Genomic DNA, 18,638 nt, shown 5'->3' on the forward strand with positions numbered 1-18,638 from the left:
AAGAGGCTCACCGCCGCAAGCTGCGGGCCGCCTTGGAGGCTCAACCGGACATCGAGGTGGTGGACGATGTGCGGGACGGTGAGGCCGCCCTGCGGGTGGCCCGGGACCAGTGGCCGGACGTGGCCCTCGCGGACATCCGGATGCGTGGCATGGACGCGCTGGAGTTCACCCGCCAGCTCGCCGGTCCCAAGGTCCGCCGACCGGTGCGGGTCATCATGCTGACGACCTTCGCGCTGGACTGGTACGTCTACAACGCGCTCCGGGAGGGCGCGTGCGGGTTCCTACTCAAACCAACCCGCCCGAAGCCGGCGGTCGAGGGTGTCCGGATTGCCGCCACCGGCGCGACCATGGTCAGCCCGCGGCTCGCCGTACGGCTGCTCAAGCAGATGTCGACGCGTGCCGCGGTGGCCCGCGGCAAGGCGAAGGTCGACGAGGATGAGCCGCTCAACGAGTGGGAGATCGACATCGCCCAACTCGTCGCGCAGGGTCGTACGGACGCGGAGATCGGCGACGAGCTCTACATCTCCCCGATCTCGGTGCAGCGCCGAGTCGTCGAGATCGCCCACAAGCTGGGCGTCCGCAGCCGGATCGCGATCGCCCTCTGGGCATGGGAATCCGGCCACGTCCGCCGCTGGTAGCCAGCCGATCCTGGCGTCGCTGCACAATCGGATTCCGACTGTGCAGCCACGGTGCCGCTGACCTGCGGCGGTGGGGTCAGGCTCCGGTGGGGCCGGTGGCGGGACCGGACGGGCCGCGCCGGCGCAGGTAGTTCTCGAACTCGGCGGCCAGTTCCTCGCCGCTGGTCTGCGCCATCGCCTCGCCTCGCCGTCGCGTTCTTCCAACGCCCGTACGTAGTCGGACATCTCGGTGTCCTGGGTGGCCAGCTCGTCGACGGTGGAAGCCCAGGTCGCGGCCGCTTCGGGCAGGTCCTCGGTGGGCACCGGGAGGTCCAGTACGTCCTCGAGCCTGGTCAGCAGCGCGAGCGTCGCCTTCGGGCAGGGCGGCTGTGCGACATAGTGCGGCACCTGCACCCAGAAGGAGACGGTCTCCAATTCGGCCCGGGCGCAGGCCTCGTGCATGACTCCGGTGATGCCGGTCGGGCCCTCGTACCGGGACGGCTGCAGGCCGAAGCGGTCGATCATGGCCGGGTCGGTGGAACTTCCGTGTACGGGAAACGGGCGGGTATGCGGCACGTCCGCCAGCAGCGCGCCCAGCAGAACGACCGAGTCAACCTCCAGGGCGTGCAGGATCTCCAGCAGCTCTTCGCAGAACCCGCGCCAGCGCATGTTCGGCTCCAGGCCCCTGACCAGCACGATGTCCCGCTCGGAGCCAGGCGGGGAGCACACCGACAGTCGAGTGGTCGGCCACTCGATGCGGCGGCCGTCCTCGTCGGTCATCGACACCGTCGGCCGGTTGACCTGGAAGTCGTAGTAGTCATCTGGATCGATCGCGGCCAGCGGCTCGGCCTCCCAAGCCGCCTCCAGGTGCTCCACCACCGCGGTGGCGGCGTCCCCGGCGTCGTTCCAGCCTTCGAAGGCGGCGATCGCGATGGGCGAACGTAGGGTTGGCAGTCCGTCGAACTCACTCACTCGTACACCCTACGTCCCGCGCCGAGGAAGCCACCGGCAAACCAGGGTGGAGCGGCGCGCCGAACGCGGTAACCTTGACACATGTCTGGCAACCTTTCTCCAGAACACCCACTCCTGCGGACCCTGTCCGACCGGGTTCTGGTCGCCGATGGAGCGACGGGGACCATGCTCCAAGCCGCCGATCTGACCCTCGACGACTTCCAGGGCCTGGAGGGTTGTAACGAGATCCTCAACGTCACCAGGCCCGATGTCGTACGGCACATCCACGACGCCTACCTGGCGGCCGGCGCGGACCTGGTGAAGACCAACACCTTCGGGGCCAACTACGCCAACCTGCTGGAATACGGGATTCCGGAACGGATTTTCGAGCTCTCCGAGGCCGCCGCGCGGATCGCCAGGGAGGCCGTGGACGCGGCCGGTACGCCCACCTGGCGGCGCTGGGTGCTCGGCTCGGTCGGCCCCGGCACCAAGCTGCCCACGCTCGGCCACGCGCCTTTCACCACGCTGCGCGACGCGTACCAACAACAGGTCGCCGGGATGTTGGAAGGTGGCATCGACGCGGTCCTGGTGGAGACCTGCCAGGACCTGCTGCAGTGCAAGTCCGCGGTGTTGGGCGCGAAGCGGGCGATGGAACTTCTCGGCCGGCCGGTCCCGATCGTGTGCCATGTCACTGTCGAGACCACCGGCACGATGCTGCTCGGCTCCGAGATCGGCGCCGCGATGACCGCGCTGGAACCGCTGGGCATCGACTTCCTCGGACTGAACTGCGCCACCGGCCCAGCCGAGATGAGCGAGCACCTGCGGTATCTGTCGCGGCACTCGCGGGTGGGTCTGTCGGTGATGCCGAACGCCGGGCTGCCGCGGCTCGGCCGCAACGGTGCCGAATACCCGCTCACCCCGGACGAACTGGCAGGCGCTGTCGCGGTTCATCACCGAATACGGCGCGACCCTGGTCGGCGGCTGCTGTGGAACTACCCCTGACCACATCCGGACCGTACGAGCCGCGGTCGCCGACCTGGCGCCGGGACCACGAGCGCACGACGACGTCGAGCCGGCGGTCGCTTCGCTCTACACCTCGGTGCCGTTCGAGCAGGACGCGTCGGTGCTGATGATCGGTGAGCGTACGAACGCGAACGGCTCCAAGGCGTTCCGGGAGGCGATGCTGGCCGCCCGCTGGGACGACTGCGTCGAGATCGCCCGCGACCAGACCCGCGACGGCGCCCACCTGTTGGACCTGTGCGTCGACTACGTCGGCCGGGACGGCAGCGCCGACATGGCCGAGCTCGCCAGCCGGTTCGCCACCGCGTCCACGCTGCCGATCGTGCTGGACTCCACCGAGCCAGACGTGCTGCGGACCGGCCTGGAGCACCTTGGCGGCCGGTGCGCGATCAACTCGGTGAACTTCGAGGACGGTGACGGCCCCACTTCTCGCTACCACCGGATCATGGAGCTGGTCAGTGAATATGGCGCAGCCGTGATCGCGCTGACCATCGACGAGGAGGGCCAGGCTCGTACGGCCGAGCACAAGGTCGCGATCGCGACCCGGCTGATCGAGGACCTGACCGAGCGGTGGGGGATGCTGGAGTCGGACATCATCGTCGACACGCTCACCTTTACGGTCGCCACCGGTCAGGAGGAGAGTCGCCGGGACGCCCTGGAGACGATCGAGGCGATCCGGCAGCTGTCCAAGAAGTTTTCCGGCCGTACAAACAACTCTCGGACTGTCCAATGTGTCCTTCGGGCTGAACCCGGCGGCTCGCCAGGTGCTGAACTCGGTGTTCCTGCACGAGTGCCAGGAAGCCGGGCTGACCTCGGCGATCGTGCATGCCAGCAAGATCCTGCCGATCTCCCGGATCGACCAGGAGCACCAGCAAGTCGCGCTCGACCTGATCTATGACCGGCGCGCCGACGGCTATGATCCGTTGCAGCGGCTGCTGGAGCTTTTCGAAGGCGTGGACGCGAAATCCAGCTCGGAGTCACGTGCGTCCGAGCTGGCCGCGCTGCCGTTGGTTGAGCGCTTGGAGCGGCGGATCGTCGATGGCGAGCGCACTGGTCTGGAAGCTGATCTGGACGCAGCCATGGCTTCGCGTGGGCCGTTGGAAATCGTCAACACGACCTTGCTGGCCGGCATGAAGACCGTTGGTGAGCTGTTCGGCTCCGGCCAGATGCAGCTACCGTTTGTGTTGCAGTCAGCGGAAACCATGAAGACCGCGGTGGCCTATCTAGAACCGCACATGGAGAAGAACGAGGATGACGACAGCAAGGGCACGATCGTGCTGGCCACTGTCAAGGGCGATGTGCACGATATTGGCAAGAACCTGGTCGACATCATTCTCTCCAACAACGGCTACCACGTGGTGAATATCGGCATCAAGCAACCGGTGACCGCGATTCTGGACGCGGCAACGGAAAACCGTGCCGACGTGATTGGGATGTCCGGCCTGTTGGTCAAGTCGACCGTGGTGATGAAGGAAAATCTGGCCGAGATGAACGAGCGGGGGATCGCCGCCCAGTTCCCGGTGATCCTCGGTGGGGCGGCGTTGACCCGTGCGTACGTGGAAGACAACCTGGCCGACATCTATGCCGGCGAGGTCCGCTACGCCCGGGACGCTTTCGAAGGCCTGCGGCTGATGGACGCGCTGATGCTCGCGAAACGGTCTGGGGCGGCCGTGACGCTTTCGCCCGAAGAGGAGAAGAAGGCTGCCGAGCGTAAGGCAAGACACGAGCGTTCCAAGCAAATCGCCGAAAAACGCAGGGCCGCCGGCCCGATTCTCTCGGTGCGCGACTCGTCCGTACGCTCCGATGTCTCGTCTTCGAACCCGGTGCCGTCTCCGCCGTTCTGGGGTTCTCGTGTGGTCAAAGGCCTTCCGACCACGGACTACTCCAGCTGGCTGGACGAACGGGCCACTTTCCTTGGCCAGTGGGGACTGCGCGGGGGGCACGCGGCGGAAACGGCCCGTCGTACGAGGAACTGGTGGAAACCGAAGGCCGGCCGCGACTGCGGTACTGGTTGGACCGGCTGAAGGCAGACGGCGTTCTGGAAGCCGCCGTCGTCTACGGCTACTTCCGGTGCTATTCAGAGGGAAACGATTTGATCGTGATCGGCGAGGACTCGGCCGAGCGGGCCAGGTTCTCGTTCCCCCGCCAGCGCCAGCGCCGGGACCGCCGACTCTGCCTGGCCGACTTCTTCCGGGAAAAGTCGGCCGACGAGCTGGACGTGGTCGCCTTCCATGTCGTCACGATGGGCCAGCCGATCGCCGACTATGCCAACAAACTGTTCGCGGACAACGCATACCGCGACTACCTGGAGGTGCACGGCCTGTCCGTCCAGCTCACCGAGGCGCTCGCCGAATACTGGCATTCGCGCGTACGAGCGGAAATGACGCTACCGGACGGGCGGGCAGCTGACGCGAACGACAGCAAGGATCTCGACGACGTGTTCCGACAGGGCTACCGCGGTTCCCGGTACTCGTTCGGATACCCCGCCTGCCCGGACATCGAGCAGCAGAAATACCTGATGGACCTGCTGGAGCCGGACCGGATCGGGGTCCAGCTGTCCGAGGAGTTCCAGCTGCATCCCGAGCAGTCCACGTCCGCGCTGATCGTGCACCACCCGGAGGCCAAATACTTCAACGCCACCTGAGCTCCACCTTCAGCGGCTGACACCGGGGATGTGATGAGCATCTTGGGAGCGGAGGGTGTTCGGCGGCGGGCGAAAGAAATAAGCTGGTGGGTGATGAATGCCCGAAGCCGCCTTCAAGCCGTCCTGTTCGACATGGACGGCACCCTTGTCGACTCCGAGAAGATCTGGGACATCTCGCTCAAGGAGCTCTCGCACCGGCTCGGCGGCGAGCTGTCCGCGCCGGCCAGGGCCTCCATGGTCGGCGCCAACCTGGCCCGGTCGATCGGCATCGTGCACGCCGGTGTGGGAGTGGTCGGCGGCGACCTGGCCGGTGACAGCGCGTGGTTGTTGGCTCGTACGCGCGAGCTGTTCAGCGAGGGGTTGACCTGGCGGCCGGGTGCACCGGAGTTGCTGCAATCCGTGCGAGACGCCGGCATTCGGACCGCGCTGGTCACCTCCACCGAACGTGACCTCACCGATGTCGCGCTCAAGTGGATCGGCGCGGAGTTCTTCGATGTCACCGTGTGTGGTGACGAGGTCGCACACAACAAACCGCACCCGGATCCGTACGAACGGGCCGCCGGGTTGCTCGGCGCCGATCCCGGGACGTGCGTCGCGGTGGAGGACTCGCCGACCGGGGTCGCCTCCGCGGTGGCCGCCGGTTGCACAGTGGTCGTGGTGCCGGCCGAGGTGCCGGTCGAGCCGGGCGAGCGGCGGATCATCCGGGAATCGCTGGTCGGCGTCGACGCGGAATATCTGAGAAACCTACTTAAGTAGGGCGTGCGGTGATTCCTTTAGGGCTCACGTAGCGAAAGCATTCCGGATCGAATATCCGTGGGAGCACATCACCACGGAGGGATGCGAATGCAGGGAAACCTGAGCAGGATAGGAAAGGCCGCGTTGGCGGCGGCGCTGGCCGTGGGATTCGTCGCGGCGGCGCCCGTTGCCGTCACCGCTGGCACGAATCCCATCGTACGAACCGATCGCGGTCTGGTCCGCGGTACGAGCGGCGCTGACTACCAGTTGTTCCAAGGCATTCCGTATGCGGCGCCACCGACGGGGTCGCTGCGCTGGAAAGACCCGCGACCGGCGCATTCCTGGTCGGGAGTACGCGACGCCACCCAGCCAGGTGCCCGCTGCGCCCAGCTCAGCCAGTACGGCGAGCCGGCCAGCGACAGTGAGGACTGTCTTTATCTGAATGTCGCCACCCCGCGGCCGACCGACCACTGGCCCAAACCGGTGATGGTGTGGGTGCACGGCGGCGGTTTCACCAACGGCTCAGGCTCCGAGTACGACGCGCGCCGGATCGCGGCGGCCGGCGATGTCGTGGTCGTCACGGTCAACTACCGACTGGGGATTTTCGGCAACTTCGGGCTGCCGGGGCTGCCCGACTCCGGTGACTTCGGCCTCGCCGACCAGCAGGCCGCCCTCCGATGGGTACGCGCGAACGCGGCCGCTTTCGGTGGCAATCCTGGCAACGTGACGCTGTTCGGCGAATCCGCCGGCGGCATGAGTACGTGTGCGCAGCTGACCTCGCCCAGGGCCGCGGGCCTTTTCGACAAGGCCATCATGGAAAGCGGCAGCTGTTCGCTCAACTGGCCGGTCGACGGCTGGTTCCCGGGGTTGCCGGCTTTTGGTGTCTACACGCCGCTTTCCCAGACGCAGGAGTTCGGCACGGAGACCGCCGCCGAGCTGCAGTGCCCGACCGGAACGACCACGCTGGCTTGTCTGCAAGGGAAATCCGTCGACAAGCTGCTGAACGTGACCCAGCCTTACAACGCGCCGGCCTACGGCACCGCGATGTTGCCGAGCGCACCGGCCGACGCGCTGAAAGCGGGTCGGTTCTCGCGCGTACCAGTCATCAACGGGCACAACCGCGACGAACACCAGGCCAACGCGGCCGGCTTGGGCACCATTAGCGCGGACCACTATGCGGAGCTGATCCGCGGCTCGTTTGGGGCGCAGGGCGACGCCGTACTGCGGGAGTATCCAGCGTCCGGGTATTCGTCACCGGCCGAAGCCTGGGGCGCGGCGATGACCGACCGCGGCTGGGCCTGCCCGACCCTGTCCGACGACCGCGCTTTGTCGGCCCACACGAGGACGTACGCGTACCAGTTCGCGGACCGGACGGCGCCGGTGCTGGCCCCGCATCCGGCCGGTTCGAACGCTGGGGCCGTACACGCCTCCGAATTGCCTTACCTGTTCGCGTTTCCGGTCACGTTGACTTCGGCACAACAGCAGCTGTCGGCCACGATGATGGGCTACTGGACCAGATTCGCGCACGCGTCGAACCCGAACGCGGCTGGCCAGCCATCCTGGTCGCCGGTCGTCGGAACGCAGGCTTCGCCGTACGTACAAAACCTGGACCTGGGTCCCAGCGGCGTCGGCCGGGTGGACGAGATGGTCCAGCACAAATGCGATTTCTGGTCCACTGTGAAGAGCTAGTAATCCCTTGCCGGAAATCCTGCCGACTTAACATGGAAGTGACCGTTGGATATGACGGAAGGACAACTGTGCTGACTTCTCGGATCGGGGTACGTCGGTGGGCGTTGGTCGCGGCGGTGGCCGTCGGTGTGGGGGTGATGACAGGTGCGGCACAACCGGTTAGCGCGGCGACCACCGCCTGTGACACCAAGGCGACGGTCAGCACCTTTCACGCCGATGCCGGCACCTGGTACGAAAACCTGGAGTTCGACGGTCAGGGCGGGGTGTGGATCGCCAACCTGACCGGAAACCGGGTGGAGCGGTATTCGGCCACCGGGACACTGTTGTCCACTGTGGACGTAAGGGCACCGGGCGCGTTGCGGAAAGGGCCGGATGGCCTGATCTACGTCAACTCCGGCGACGATCAGTCCGGACACGCCGAGATCGTCCGGTTCGATCCAGCCCACCTGGACCGGCCGCCGACGACGTACGCGACCGGGCTGATGAACGCGAACGGCAGCGGTTTTGACCGGGCCGGCAACCTGTATGTGGCGGATTCGAATGGCTCGGTGGTGAGAATCCGTCCCGGTGGGGCGATCGACGACAAGTGGACGACACCGATCCCCAGCGCCGACGGCGTGGCGATCGCCGGTGGATGGCTGTTCACCACCTCGGTGTTGGACCCGGATTCGGCGGTGACCCGGATTCCGCTGTCCCACCCAACCGACCATCAGGTGGTGACGAAGCTTTCCGCGGGTACGTCAAAGAATCCGGATGACCTGACGATGGGTCGCGACGGCCAGCTTCTGGTGGCCGCCTGGGGGAGCGGCGAGCTTTACCGGGTGAACCCGTGGACCGGCAGGACGTGTCTTTTGTTGTCCGGCCTCGACAAACCCACCAGCCTGCGGTTCGCACGGAATTTCGGCTCGTACGCGCCATGGCGTGATCTGCTGGTGACCGAGTCATCAGGAGCGATCCTGCGCTTGACACTCGGCTGATTCGTCGTCAGTGGCCCGGAGCCTTCCGGGCCACTGACGAGTCTTACGGGTTCAGCCGGTGCAGGTCGCGCGGAAACAGCGTGGTTTGCCGGATATTCGACACGCCGAGCAGCCGCGCCGTCCACCGTTCGAGACCGATGGCGAAACCACCGTGCGGCGGCATGCCGTGCGCGAACACGGCGAGATAGTCCTGGTACGTCTGGACATCCTCACCTCGCGCCGCCAGCGCGCTGACATAGTCCGAATAGCGGTGCAGCCGCTGGCCGCCGGTGACGAGTTCCAGCCCACGGAAAAGCAGGTCGAAGCTGTTCGAGGAGGCCGGCCGGGCCGGGTCCGGATGGGTGTAGAACGGCCGCTTAACCATCGGATACCCGGTGACGTAAAGGAATTCCGACCCGTACGTGCGCATCGCCCATTCGGACAGCCAGCGCTCGTGCGCGGGCGCGAGGTCCGGCTCGCCGCGCGGGTCCTCGGCGGTGTGTTTGGCCAGAAGTTCCTGCGCGTCAACGAAGTGGATCGCTGGAATCTCGTCCGGGACCTCCGGGATTTCCGCCTCCAGCAAAGCAACCGCCTGGCCGGCTCGTTCGGCGACAGAGGCCAGCATTCCAGCTATCGCCTGGCGCAGCACCGCCATCACCTCGCGATGGTCGGTAATGTAGCCAAGTTCGGCGTCCAGACTGGTGTATTGGGCGAGGTGCCGGGCGGTGTCGTGCGGTTCGGCGCGGAACACCGGACCCACCTCGTACACTCGCTCGAACACGCCAACCAGTGCCTGCTTGAAAAACTGCGGTGACTGGGCCAGATAAGCGGATTGACCGAAGTAGTCGATGCCGAAGACGTTCGCGCCGGACTCGGTGGCCGACCCGACGATCTTGGGCGTGTGGATCTCAGTGAAGTCGAGACCGTCCAGGGCGGCGCGAAAACCCGTCACACTGGCCGCGGTGATCTCGAACTGCGCCCGCAGTCGCGGATGCCGTAACGCGACCGGCGCATTGTCGAGAATGGTGGGCAGCGTAGCTGACACGGCCGGCCGGTAGAGGTCGAACGGCGGTGCCGCCGCCCGGCTCGGAGAGCAGCGTGAGCTCCGGCTGGACGAGTTCCACTCCGCCGGGCGCCTGCGGCCTCGCGGCCACCAGCCCGGACACCTCGACGACCGTCTCTTCGCCGATGCCCTCGGGCGGCTCGGAAAAGACCACTTGGGCGAGCCCTGAGCGGTCCCGTACGACCACGAAAGTGACCGATTTCAGGTGCCGCTGGCGGTGCACCCAGCCGGCGATTCGCACCCGGTGGCCGACGTGCGCTGGCAGCTGCGCTGCCAGAATTCGTGAGATCATCACACTCCTGTGGGGATATGCGCGACCCCTTGGGAGTGCGGGCGAGAAGGGAACTCGCGGTGCCACCGCACTTTCACCGCCGCCGGCGCGAACACCGGTGACGGCCTCGTCGTGGCCCGATCACGGGGGCCGGCCGGCGGGGCATCGGGTGGCCTTGCGACCACCGTTCCTCCCCGCGCTCAGGAGTGTCTTCGCCACCGGACGCGAGGCCGCCTTCTCAGCTGCCGGCGGCTCTCTCCGACTCGCGCGGTCCGTGGCTACTTGTCTCCGTCAACGCGTTGCCCAGGATCATAAAGTCTTCGTCGCCCGGGCGCTCGTCAATTTGTCGCGAGCCGGCCCGGCCGGTGTCGGTGGGCCGCGATAGGTTCTCTCCTCGTGGCCGATAAACCGTGCGTGTTCTGTCAGATCGTGGCCGGCGAGTCCACTGCTCACGAGGTATGGCGGGATGAGCGGATCGTCTTTTTTTTTTTGGACACCAAACCGGTTTTCCACGGACATGTGCTGATGGTGCCGACCGTGCACATCCGGACGTACGACCAGCTGCCGATCGATCTCGCCGAGCACTGGCTGACCACCTCGCAGCGGTTGCAGCTCGCGGTGCAGGAGGCGCAGGGCGCGGAAGGTTCGTTGATCCTGATGAACAACATCGTCAGCCAGAGCGTCCCGCACCTGCACCTGCACGTTATTCCGCGAGTGCGCAAGGACGGTCTGCGTTTCTGGCTCGGCCCACGGCACCCGTACGCCTCCGACGAGCAAGCCGCCGAAACCGCGGCCCGGATCAAGGCAGCCCTTAGCCTTCCTGCTTGACGGGAAGCAGGCCGCGTTCGGCAAAGACCTTCTTGGCGACGAAAGTCGCGTTCAAAGACTTCGGAAATCCGCAGTAAAGTGCCGTGTGCATCAGCGCCTCAACGATCTCGGTGGGCGTCAGGCCGACGTTGAGCGCGGTGTTGATGTTTCCGTCCAGCTGCGACTCGCAGCCGCCCAGCGCGGTGAGTATCCCCAGGTTGAGGAGCTGGCGATCGCGCGGCGGGAGCTCCGGCCGGCTGTACATCTCCCCAAAGCCCCACCCGATGATCTGCTCGCCGAGCTCGGGGTTGATATCGGCGAGCGCGTCGATGGTCTTCTGGACGGCCTCGCCATCGAGCTGCTGCAACATCTTCTGGCCCTTGGCGAACCGTTCCTCGCGCGTCATCTCTGGTCTCCATGAATTTCGATGGTGGTGTCCACAGGTTAACTCCAGGAGTGGGACCGAGCGGCGGTTCCGGGCGGCGAGCGGCACTTTCGGGCCGGCGGAAGGGGCTGATCATGCCACTGACCGGGATCGAGTCGCGGCACGTGATGGGCGTCATAGCGGCCGGCCAGTGATGGCGGTCACGGCAGTGTCCACATCGGACATCGTGTTGTAGACGTGGAAAGACAGCCGCACCCGGCCGGCTCGTACGGCCGTCACCACGCCGGCGGCGGCCAGCCGACGAGTGGCATTGTCGTCGACGGCGACAGTGACGACAGCGCTGTTCGACGGCGGTTGGTCCAGACCGGTGCGGAATGCGTTCGCCAGTGCCACATCATGCTCGTGAATTGCCTCAATGCCGGCGGTCTCCAGAGCCTGAAGCGACGGCACCGCACCCACCCAGCAAAACCAGGCCGGCGAGATGTCGAACTGGCGCGCCGAGGCGGCCAACCGCAGCGGTGGCCCGTAGTACGACTCGTGAAAGTCCTCACCGGCGTACCAACCGGCGGCCAGCGGCCGGATCCGTGCGGCGATTTCCGGCCGTACGGCGGCGAAAGCGGCACCGCGCGGCGCCATCAACCATTTGTACGCGGCACAAACCAGCACGTCGACGTCGCTCGCGTCGATCGGCAGCCAACCGGCCGCCTGACTGGCGTCCACAATGGACATCGCGCCGAACGCACGGGCCGCCGTGGTGAGTTTCGCCAGTGGGGCCACATAACCCGAGGCTGACTGCACCAGGCTGAAGGCCACCACGTCAGTGCGACCGTCGATCGCGTCCAGCAGCGACTCCGCAGGCACTGTGACGACCTCTCAACACCGCGGTCCGCGTGCACCAAATACGGGAACAGGTTGGAGGTGAATTCCTCGACAGGCACCAGCACCCGAGAACCGTCCGGAATCGACGCCGCCACCGGCGCCAACAATTGCGACACGGCCGCGCCGATGGCCACTGTGTCGTACGGCACGTTAACCAGATTCGCGAAAAAGCACCCGCGCCTGGTTGACAGCCGGTTCCCATTCCTCCCAGGAACAAGCGCCCGTCTGCCATTGGTCAATGACTGTTTTTAATGTCTCGACAGTGGCCCGTGGCGGCAGGCCGTACGACGTCGTATTGAGCCAGCCGGGACGCGGTTCCCACAGCTGCTGCACGCTGGTACCGATCATCGCACCAGCGTATGACCCAGCGAAGCCCGTCGGCTCGGCCGACGGGCTCCGTTTTATGGGTTTCGGGGCTCTGAGGGGGATGCCGCGGACCTCCCCCCGACAGAGGTCCGACCGGGCCGCCGGCACTTTCGCGCTGATCGGCCAAGGCCAGCCTATAAAGTGGCGCAACTGATTTTCGTCATCACGATGGATGGTGACGGTCAGACCTTCGACGGATATTTCTCGCCTACGGACCGTCAGCTGAATATGAAACCCGGTTCAGGCACCTGGTCGGATGAGTCCCGATTCGTACGCGAGCACCACGGCTTGTACGCGATCCCGCAGCTCGAGCTTGGTCAGCACATGCCCGACGTGCGTCTTGACCGTCGTCTCGCCAAGCACCAGCTTGGCCGCGATCTCGGCGTTCGACAGGCCGCGGGCCATCAGCACCAGGACCTCCCGCTCGCGCTCGGTCAACGCCCCCAGTGCCGGCGCGGCCGGGGCGTTCGGGTCTGGCAACCGATCGGCGTAGCGGTCCAGCAGCCGGCGCAGGATCCGCGGCGCGACCACGGCCTCGCCGGAGGCCACCACGTGGATGGCGTCGACCAGGTCCTCGGCTGGCACGTCCTTGGACAGGAAGCCGCTGGCACCGGCGCGAAGCGCCCCCCCAACACGTACTCGTCGAGGTCGAACGTGGTGAGGATCAGCACCCGTACGGGCAGCTTCGCGGCGGTGATCCGGGCGGTCGCCTGGACGCCGTCGAGTCGCGGCATCCGGATGTCCATAAGAACCACATCGGGGAGCAGCCGGCGAGCCAGCTCGACCCCTTCCTCGCCATCGGAAGCCTCACCGATGACCTCGAGATCGGACTCGGTGCCGAGCACCATCCGAAAGCCGGTGCGCAGCAGTGGCTGGTCGTCGACGAGCAGGATTCGAACCGGCGGCTTCCCGCCTCCTTCGACGTCGTTCACGTACGTGATCCCCTTGTCTTGGCTGCTGGCCGATCGAACGGGACGGTCGCCCGCACGGTGTAGCCACCGTCTTCGCCCGGCCCGGTGTAAAGACTGCCGGCGTAGAGGCCGACCCGCTCGCGCATGCCGACCAGCCCGTGGCCACTGGCGTTGCCGCCGCCGGCCGGCCCTTTGCCGCGGTCCGTCACGACGACGACGACCTCGACGTCGGCGAGGCCATACCGTACGACTACCTCCGCCCGGGTCGGGCCGGCGTGTTTGAGAGTGTTCGTCAGGGCTTCCTGGACGATCCGGAACAACGTCAGGTCGACGCCGGAGTCCAGCGGCACCGGCTCGCCCTCGACCGTCAGCTGGACCGCGAGCCCGGCCTCGCCGACCTGGCCGACCAGGGTTTCCAATCCGGGCAGGCCCGGTTGCGGGGTGGTCGGCAGCGCGGTGTCCTGCTCGTCCCGTAGCACGTCCAGCAGCCGCCGCATCTCCCGCAGCGTGGCCCGCCCGGTCTCCTCGATCGTGGTCAGCGCCTCGTCGGCCACCTCCGGATGGGGCGCGCAGCGTCCGGCGCGCGGCCGCCGCCATCACGCCCATGACGCTGATGTGGTGCGCCACCACGTCATGCAGCTCTCGGGCGATCCGCTGCCGCTCGGCCATCACCGCATCGCGGGCGGTTAGCTCGCGGGTCGTCTCGGCAGCGATCGCCCGTTGCTCCAAGGCGCTGACGAACGCCAGCCGGGTCCGCCGTACCGACCCGACCGCGAAGGCGATCAGGACTTCTAGACCGTTAAGCGCCCACACCAGCGGCTGGGCGTGCGACAGCACCAGCGCTCCAGCGATCCCCAGCACCACGATGCCCACCGCGCCGGCCGCCGTCGTCGGGCGCAACCGTGACGCGGCCGTGTAGATGACGATCAGGATGGAGATGCCTTCGGTGGTGTTCCCACCCACCAGTGGAACCGCGGCGACCGTCACGACCGCCACCGCCACCGCCGAGACCCACACCCAGCGTCGCACGGCGATCGGGACCACCCCCCGGCCGCGCAGACCGCGACCGCGAGCGGGATGTTCCTGGTCAGCTCCCCGGCCGCACCGGTCCCGGCGAACACCAGAAGGAGCAGTCCGAAGAGTGCGAACAACCCGACGGCCAGGGCCACGTCGGCCATCCAGGACGGCAGCGACATCAACCGCTGCAGACGACCCACACACCCTTCACATACGTAACCGTAGCGTCGCCGTACGGCCCAGTACTCATCGTCAGGGGCCATCCGCGCCTCGTCCTGCGGGAGGACCTATCCCGCCCTGCGGCCGCTGGCTCGTTTCGTACGCACCGGTCCATGCGGCCAGACAGTGCCGGACGGTCGTACGGACCTCGGGCAGCTCAGCCAGCGAGGCCCGACGCCGAGTGCGGGACTTTAACCCGCTCTCGACGTCGAGCGCAGAACAAAGTCCGACACTCGACGAAAACCCAGCCTGACAGGGAGGGCAGGTGGGGCATAAACCGGACAGGACCGAACCCGCGGACTCAGTCCTCGCTGGCGGGGGGTGATCACGAGCGGCTCGCCGGGGGTGGGAAGCACCTCGGGAAACGGCGGGGGAGTGCCGCCCTTGGCGGGGCACAGCGCCTGGTGGTCACACCAGCCGCACAACTTACTCGGGTTGGGGCGAAAATCCCGCTGAGTCGTGGCGCGGTCGATGGCCGCCCAGAGCGCCTGCAGATTCCGCTCGAACCGACGCAGCTCATCGACGTCCGGCGCGTAGTCGAGGATCTCCCGGTCGCCCAGATACATCAGCCGGAGCAGCCTGGGAACCACGTCGCGGGACCGCCACAGCACCAGGGCGTAGAACTTCAGCTGGAAAAGTGCCTTGCCCTCGAAGGCTTCCCGGGGCGCCGCGCCGGTTTTGTAGTCGACGACCCGCATGTCGCCGGTTGGCGCGACATCGAGCCGGTCGACGAATCCGCGCAGCCGCAGACCCGACTCCAGCACCACCTCGACCAGCTGTTCCCGCTCGGCCGGCTCCAGCCTGTTTGGGTCCTCCAGCTGGAAATAGCCGTCGAGCATGCCCCGAGCGGTCTTCAGCCAGGTCGCCAACGAATCCGCGTCCTGGAAGAGCTCACCGAGAGCGGGCTCGGCTTCGCGCAGTTTGTCCCACTCCGGCGCGAGCAGCTCGGCCGCGTGCTCCACCGTCCGTTCACCAGGGGCGACATCGAAAAGACGCTCCAAAACGGCGTGTACGAGAGTGCCGCGGGCGGTGGCGACGGTCGGCTTCTGCGGCAGCCGGTCGATGGCCCGGAAACGGTAGAGCAACGGGCAGGTCTTGAAATCGCTGGCTCGCGACGGCGAGAGCGATCCCCGGACATCGCCATGCGTACGGGTCGATGCCGGGTCGATTGCATGGTCGATCGGGAGCACAGCGGACATGGCTCCCAGGCTAGGCCAGACCACCGACAGTGTTCGGCAGACTCGCCACGAACCCTGTGCGGCGTCCGAGCGTCGTCGACCCGCCGTAGCATCGGGGGATGGCAACACAGCAGCCCTACGACGCGTCCAACAGGCGAGACGAGATCTCGTCGGCCGGGCGCGGCTGGCGGGTGGGACGGGGGTTTTCGGGATCCCGGTCTTCGTCTCGCCGATGTGGTTCGTGATCGCCGCGATTCTCGTCTATTCGTACGGCAGCTGGGTCCGGTACACGTCTCCAACGCTGAACACCGTGCAGACCTACCTGGTGTCCTTCGTTTTCGTGCTGCTGCTGTTGGGATCGGTGTTTCTGCACGAGCTCGGGCACGCGCTCGCGAGCAAGGCGTACGGGATCAGGGTCTACGCGATGACGCTGTGGATGCTGGGCGGTCTGACAGAGACCGATGCCGAGGACCGGCGGCCGGGCGTCGACTTCGTGATCGCGCTCGCCGGACCCGCGGTGAACCTCGTGCTGGGCGTGATTGGCGGCGTCGCGGCGTTCCTGATCAGCCCGCAACTGGCTTTGACGCAGGCGTTCATTCTCCAGTTGGCCTGGGCGAACCTGTATGTGGGGGTTTTCAACCTGCTGCCGGGACTGCCGCTGGATGGTGGCACGATGTTGCGCGCGGTCGTCTGGAAAGTCACCTCGAACCGGTTCCTCAGCACCAGGGTCGCCGGCTGGGTCGGCCGGGTCGTCGCGATCGCTGTCGTCGGGGTGGCGTTGTTCGGCGTGACCAACGGCGCCACGCGTTCTCCTTCGGCTTGCTCTTCACGCTCACAATCGCCTGGTTCCTGTGGAACGGTGCGACGCAGGCGATCCGGGCGGGCACCTTGGGCGACCGGTTCGGGTTGCTGCATGCCGGCCGGATGGCAGCGCCGGCGCGCTGTTGGTGCCGGCCGACCTGCCGCTGGCGGAGGCGCTGCGGCGGGCCGCCGAGGCCGGCCGGCCGGGCATTGTCGTGGTCGACTCGGAAAACCGGCCGGAATCGATCGATCGTGTCCGGCGAGGCAGTCGCCGCGACACCGGAGGATCGCCGCCCGTGGATGCCCGTCTCGTCGGCGGCCCGTAGCCTTGCGCCCGGGCTAGTGCTGCCGGCCACCCTCGCCGGCGAGGACATGATCCGCGCAGTGCAGGCCGCCCCGGCCACCGAGTATCTGGTCGTCAGCGAGCTCTCCCCGAGCGGGCAAGTGGCCGGCGGTCAGGTCGTCGGCGTGCTCGCGGCCCGGTCCATCGCGGACGTGCTGGACCCGCACCAGACCGTAAAGTAAGACGGCTTTTCCACCAATCGAACAGAAGGCCAGGCACGTTGACAAGCAGCCACGGCGGCGCTTTCCAACCCGGCGACCGGGTGCAGCTCACCGACCCCAAGGGGCGCCTGCACACCGTCGTACTGGAAGCCGGAAAGACATTCCACACCCACCGCGGCGCGCTGGCGCATGACGACCTCATCGGTGCCCCGGAGGGCAGCGTTGTCACGTCCAGCGGTGCTACCGGTTACCTGGCCTTGCGGCCGCGGCTGGCCGACTACGTGCTGTCGATGCCGCGCGGCGCCGCGGTGGTCTATCCCAAGGACGCGGCCCAAATCGTGTCCGAGGGCGACATCTTCCCGGGCGCCCGGGTGCTGGAGGCCGGCGCCGGCTCCGGCGCGCTGACCTGCTCGTTGCTGCGCGCGGTCGGGCCGGAGGGCGAGGTGCACTCGTACGAGCGACGGGCCGATTTCGCCGAGGTGGCGAGTCGGAACGTGGAGAACTTCTTCGGCAAACTCCCGTCCAACTGGCGGCTGACTGTCGGCGACGTGACCGGCGCGGCGGACGATCTGGAGCCGGCCAGCGTGCACCGGGTCATTCTGGACATGCTGGCGCCCTGGGAGGTGCTCGGCCCGATCGGCCAGGTGCTGATCCCCGGCGGCGTACTGGTGGCGTATGTGGCGACCACGACCCAGCTGTCCGCGGTCGTCGAGGCGATGCGCGAGCACGGGTCGTTCACCGAGCCCAGGGCTTGGGAAACGCTCGTACGAGAGTGGAGCGCGGAGGGCCTCGCGGTCCGCCCGTCGCACCGGATGATCGGCCACACCGCGTTTCTGGTGTCCGCACGCCGGTTGGCCGACGGCGTCACGATGCCGCGCCGGCAGCGCAAGCCCTCCAAGGGCGTCGAGGCGTACCAAGCCCAGCGCAGTGCGGCCGCCGCTAGGGTGGCCGAAGACGACCGTACGACTGGGGGCTCGGATGTTCGGTAAATCCCGCGACCACGACGACCGGCGAAGCTCCAGCCTCGACGGTGTCGTGTTTCCGGACTGGTCCCCCTACAACGACCTCGCGGAGGCCGCGAAGGCTTACCTGCGTGACCCTGAGCTGGCCCTGGAGGACCTCACCCCGGTGCTCGGCGACCGGCCGGTCCTCGGGTTCACGCTGGAGCGGGTGGTGCTCGACGGCGGCCAGGTCTGGCAGGAGGTCGTGCTCTGCGACGGCGACCGGCTGGTGCTGTGGCACGGCGAGGATGTCCCGGATGCTGGGATGGGTGCGATGACCTCCGCCGTCCGGATCACCCCGCTGGCCTCGGTGGCCGAGGTGGGCACTCGGCGGCACCTGACGCGGGACGACGACGGCGTCAGCAAGGTGTCCGAGATCGAGGCATATGTCCTCCTTCGTACGCTAGATGAGGCCGAACAACTGGAGCAGCCGGAAGGGACGGCCACGGTGATCAGGCACGACGCCATCCGGTTCGCCAAGACGGTGGCCAACGGCGGCGAGGGCCAGGTCCGCCGTGTTCAGGAGTTCGTCCGGCTGGTCGCCACCCGGGTAGGGTCCGGTATGCCCGGCTCCGCTCCGTAATTGGCCACATTTGGTCGGCCGGGGCGTGTTCAATGGCGCTC

Annotated in this window: 17 protein-coding genes and 3 pseudogenes; 10 read left to right on the forward strand and 10 right to left on the reverse strand. The window is 67.1% G+C overall.

The genetic code is table 11. The annotated features are described in order from the left end of the window. Window positions 1-68: 68 nt before the first annotated feature. Window positions 69-638, forward strand: coding sequence for a response regulator (locus GNX96_RS43700; protein WP_390624315.1), 570 nt, complete (start codon window positions 69-71; stop codon window positions 636-638). 76 nt (window positions 639-714) lie between these two features. Here the strand turns inward: GNX96_RS43700 and GNX96_RS43705 are convergent. Beyond that, a pseudogene (locus GNX96_RS43705) lies at window positions 715-1,589 on the reverse strand (PAC2 family protein). A gap of 81 nt (window positions 1,590-1,670) precedes the next feature. Between GNX96_RS43705 and metH the strand changes: the two are divergent. The 4 genes and pseudogenes from metH to GNX96_RS43725 all read left to right on the forward strand — a co-directional run bounded on the left by metH (window position 1,671) and on the right by GNX96_RS43725 (window position 8,633). Further along, a pseudogene (metH, locus tag GNX96_RS43710) lies at window positions 1,671-5,232 on the forward strand (methionine synthase). A 93-nt stretch (window positions 5,233-5,325) separates the two neighbouring features. After that, entirely contained in the window at window positions 5,326-5,988 is a 663-nt protein-coding gene (locus GNX96_RS43715) for an HAD family hydrolase (RefSeq protein WP_163573367.1), read from the forward strand. An 87-nt stretch (window positions 5,989-6,075) separates the two neighbouring features. Next, on the forward strand, window positions 6,076-7,656 hold the full coding sequence (locus tag GNX96_RS43720; protein ID WP_163573368.1) for a carboxylesterase/lipase family protein: 1,581 nt from the start codon (window positions 6,076-6,078) through the stop codon (window positions 7,654-7,656). A gap of 68 nt (window positions 7,657-7,724) precedes the next feature. Next, the gene (locus GNX96_RS43725; RefSeq protein ID WP_279583103.1) at window positions 7,725-8,633 is read left to right on the forward strand and encodes an SMP-30/gluconolactonase/LRE family protein; all 909 of its coding nucleotides are present in this window, start codon (window positions 7,725-7,727) and stop codon (window positions 8,631-8,633) included. A gap of 43 nt (window positions 8,634-8,676) precedes the next feature. Here GNX96_RS43725 and aspS read toward each other — a convergent pair whose 3' ends face one another. Both aspS and GNX96_RS59860 read right to left on the reverse strand, forming a co-directional pair. Continuing rightward, the gene (aspS, locus tag GNX96_RS43730) at window positions 8,677-9,636 is read right to left on the reverse strand and encodes an aspartate--tRNA(Asn) ligase (RefSeq protein WP_279583114.1); all 960 of its coding nucleotides are present in this window, start codon (window positions 9,634-9,636) and stop codon (window positions 8,677-8,679) included. Next, window positions 9,521-9,967: an OB-fold nucleic acid binding domain-containing protein gene (locus GNX96_RS59860; RefSeq protein WP_279583104.1), complete on the reverse strand. Its 447-nt coding sequence runs from the start codon at window positions 9,965-9,967 to the stop codon at window positions 9,521-9,523. Before GNX96_RS59860 ends, aspS begins: the two co-directional genes overlap by 116 nt. Window positions 9,968-10,342: 375 nt before the next feature. Between GNX96_RS59860 and GNX96_RS43735 the strand changes: the two genes are divergently transcribed. Next, on the forward strand, window positions 10,343-10,774 hold the full coding sequence (locus tag GNX96_RS43735; protein WP_163573370.1) for an HIT family protein: 432 nt from the start codon (window positions 10,343-10,345) through the stop codon (window positions 10,772-10,774). Here the strand turns inward: GNX96_RS43735 and GNX96_RS43740 are convergent. The 7 genes and pseudogenes from GNX96_RS43740 to GNX96_RS43775 form a co-directional block, all read right to left on the reverse strand. Continuing rightward, window positions 10,758-11,159 (reverse strand): carboxymuconolactone decarboxylase family protein, encoded by a 402-nt coding sequence (locus tag GNX96_RS43740; protein ID WP_163573371.1) that lies wholly within the window; start codon window positions 11,157-11,159, stop codon window positions 10,758-10,760. The genes GNX96_RS43735 and GNX96_RS43740 overlap by 17 nt on opposite strands. A 153-nt stretch (window positions 11,160-11,312) precedes the next feature. After that, window positions 11,313-11,999 (reverse strand): aminotransferase class V-fold PLP-dependent enzyme, encoded by a 687-nt coding sequence (locus GNX96_RS43745; protein ID WP_279583105.1) that lies wholly within the window; start codon window positions 11,997-11,999, stop codon window positions 11,313-11,315. Between the two features lie 168 nt (window positions 12,000-12,167). After that, the gene (locus GNX96_RS59865; protein ID WP_279583106.1) at window positions 12,168-12,365 is read right to left on the reverse strand and encodes a hypothetical protein; all 198 of its coding nucleotides are present in this window, start codon (window positions 12,363-12,365) and stop codon (window positions 12,168-12,170) included. Between the two features lie 258 nt (window positions 12,366-12,623). Then, a pseudogene (locus tag GNX96_RS43750) lies at window positions 12,624-13,231 on the reverse strand (response regulator). Between the two features lie 80 nt (window positions 13,232-13,311). Then, complete coding sequence (locus GNX96_RS43755) at window positions 13,312-13,848, reverse strand: sensor histidine kinase (RefSeq protein WP_163573393.1); 537 nt, start codon at window positions 13,846-13,848, stop codon at window positions 13,312-13,314. Between the two features lie 429 nt (window positions 13,849-14,277). Beyond that, a complete protein-coding gene (locus GNX96_RS43770; RefSeq protein WP_163573372.1) occupies window positions 14,278-14,574 on the reverse strand; it encodes a hypothetical protein in 297 nt (98 codons plus the stop codon). 147 nt (window positions 14,575-14,721) lie between these two features. Next, a complete protein-coding gene (locus GNX96_RS43775; protein ID WP_163573373.1) occupies window positions 14,722-15,729 on the reverse strand; it encodes a RecB family exonuclease in 1,008 nt (335 codons plus the stop codon). A 211-nt stretch (window positions 15,730-15,940) separates the two neighbouring features. Between GNX96_RS43775 and GNX96_RS43780 the strand changes: the two genes are divergently transcribed. From GNX96_RS43780 to GNX96_RS43795, 4 genes are read left to right on the forward strand one after another with little or no spacing between them, the layout of a single operon-like run. Beyond that, window positions 15,941-16,852, forward strand: coding sequence for a site-2 protease family protein (locus tag GNX96_RS43780; RefSeq protein WP_163573374.1), 912 nt, complete (start codon window positions 15,941-15,943; stop codon window positions 16,850-16,852). Further along, entirely contained in the window at window positions 16,852-17,034 is a 183-nt protein-coding gene (locus GNX96_RS43785; RefSeq protein ID WP_163573375.1) for a hypothetical protein, read from the forward strand. The genes GNX96_RS43780 and GNX96_RS43785 overlap by 1 nt, the downstream gene beginning before the upstream one ends. A 38-nt stretch (window positions 17,035-17,072) precedes the next feature. Then, entirely contained in the window at window positions 17,073-18,002 is a 930-nt protein-coding gene (locus GNX96_RS43790) for a tRNA (adenine-N1)-methyltransferase (protein ID WP_163573376.1), read from the forward strand. Beyond that, window positions 17,992-18,597: a hypothetical protein gene (locus GNX96_RS43795; RefSeq protein ID WP_163573377.1), complete on the forward strand. Its 606-nt coding sequence runs from the start codon at window positions 17,992-17,994 to the stop codon at window positions 18,595-18,597. Before GNX96_RS43790 ends, GNX96_RS43795 begins: the two co-directional genes overlap by 11 nt. Window positions 18,598-18,638 lie beyond the last annotated feature (41 nt).

The sequence above is a fragment of the Fodinicola feengrottensis genome (genome assembly GCF_010993775.1).
Taxonomy (GTDB): Bacteria; Actinomycetota; Actinomycetes; order Mycobacteriales; family HKI-0501; genus Fodinicola; species Fodinicola feengrottensis.

Coding starts and splice junctions, on each gene's coding strand:
- GNX96_RS43715 (WP_163573367.1), top strand. CDS start 5,326: ATGAATGCCCGAAGCCGCCTTCAAGCCGTCCTGTTCGACATGGACGGC.
- GNX96_RS43720 (WP_163573368.1), top strand. CDS start 6,076: ATGCAGGGAAACCTGAGCAGGATAGGAAAGGCCGCGTTGGCGGCGGCG.
- GNX96_RS59860 (WP_279583104.1), bottom strand. CDS start 9,967: ATGATCTCACGAATTCTGGCAGCGCAGCTGCCAGCGCACGTCGGCCAC.
- GNX96_RS43740 (WP_163573371.1), bottom strand. CDS start 11,159: ATGACGCGCGAGGAACGGTTCGCCAAGGGCCAGAAGATGTTGCAGCAG.
- GNX96_RS59865 (WP_279583106.1), bottom strand. CDS start 12,365: ATGATCGGTACCAGCGTGCAGCAGCTGTGGGAACCGCGTCCCGGCTGG.
- GNX96_RS43770 (WP_163573372.1), bottom strand. CDS start 14,574: ATGGCCCCTGACGATGAGTACTGGGCCGTACGGCGACGCTACGGTTAC.
- GNX96_RS43775 (WP_163573373.1), bottom strand. CDS start 15,729: ATGTCCGCTGTGCTCCCGATCGACCATGCAATCGACCCGGCATCGACC.
- GNX96_RS43780 (WP_163573374.1), top strand. CDS start 15,941: ATGTGGTTCGTGATCGCCGCGATTCTCGTCTATTCGTACGGCAGCTGG.
- GNX96_RS43795 (WP_163573377.1), top strand. CDS start 17,992: ATGTTCGGTAAATCCCGCGACCACGACGACCGGCGAAGCTCCAGCCTC.